This window comes from Pseudomonas sp. HMWF006, from assembly GCF_003061205.1.
Taxonomy (GTDB): domain Bacteria; phylum Pseudomonadota; class Gammaproteobacteria; order Pseudomonadales; family Pseudomonadaceae; genus Aquipseudomonas; species Aquipseudomonas monsensis.
This window is the reverse complement of sequence record NZ_QAIU01000622.1, coordinates 4,845-5,793: the sequence shown is the minus strand read 5'-3', so window position 1 is coordinate 5,793 and position 949 is coordinate 4,845. Positions and strand designations below refer to the sequence as shown.

The window sequence follows — 949 nt, the reverse complement described above, 5'->3', positions numbered from 1 at the left end:
AACCCTCCCAGCCCTCAATGAAAGGCCCGGCAGCGCTGGCGTCCACTGACGCTCGCGGCTGCCCGGTTACGGTGGATCCCGATGAAGAATTCGCTGCTGCGCCTCAACGATAAGCTGTACATGACCTGCATCTGGGTCGCGGGCCTGTCGGTCCTGGCCATCGCCCTGATCATTCCCTGGGGCGTATTCGCCCGTTACGCCCTCGGCACCGGTTCGAGCTGGCCGGAACCCACCGCGATCCTGCTGATGATGGTCTTCACCTTCATCGGCGCCGCTGCCAGTTATCGCGCCGGTGCGCACATGGCCGTCGCCATGGTCACCGACCGTTTACCACCCAACCTGCGCAGAACGATGAGCGTCATCTCGCAGTTATTGATGGGCACCATCTGCCTGTTCATGACCATCTGGGGCGCCAAGCTGTGCGCCTCGACCTGGAACCAGTTCATGAGCGCCCTGCCAACCTTGCGCGTGGGCATCACCTACATGCCAATCCCGATCGGCGGCGCGCTGACGCTGATCTTTGTCGTGGAAAAACTGCTGTTCGGTGACCAAAGCAATCGCCGCGTGGTGCGGTTCGACCTGGTTGAAGAAAACGAAGGGGCTGCCTGATGGACGCATTGATTCTGTTAGGCAGTTTTATCGTGTTGATCCTGATCGGCATGCCGGTCGCCTACGCCCTCGGGTTGTCGGCGCTGATCGGCGCGTGGTGGATCGACATCCCGTTCCAGGCCTTGATGATTCAGGTGGCCGGCGGGGTCAATAAATTTTCCTTGCTGGCGATTCCGTTCTTCGTGCTGGCCGGGGCGATCATGGCCGAGGGCGGCATGTCGCGGCGGCTGGTGGCGTTTGCCGGGGTGTTGGTGGGGTTCGTGCGTGGCGGTCTGTCGCTGGTCAACATCATGGCCTCGACCTTCTTCGGTGCGATCTCGGGATCGTCGGTGGCCGACAC

General features: G+C 62.0%; 2 protein-coding genes. Both read left to right on the top strand.

Features of this window, described 5'->3' with window-relative positions; genetic code table 11:
• Window positions 1-81: 81 nt before the first annotated feature.
• Window positions 82-609, top strand: a complete 528-nt coding sequence (locus tag DBR24_RS28905; protein WP_123462626.1) for a TRAP transporter small permease — start codon at window positions 82-84, stop codon at window positions 607-609.
• On the top strand, window positions 609-949 hold a 341-nt coding region (locus tag DBR24_RS34255), incomplete at its 3' end, for a TRAP transporter large permease subunit (protein WP_256591944.1). The genes DBR24_RS28905 and DBR24_RS34255, both read left to right, overlap by 1 nt.

Bases quoted from the DNA above. Each gene is read 5' to 3' on its own strand.
- DBR24_RS28905 (WP_123462626.1), top strand. From the start codon at position 82: ATGAAGAATTCGCTGCTGCGCCTCAACGATAAGCTGTACATGACCTGC.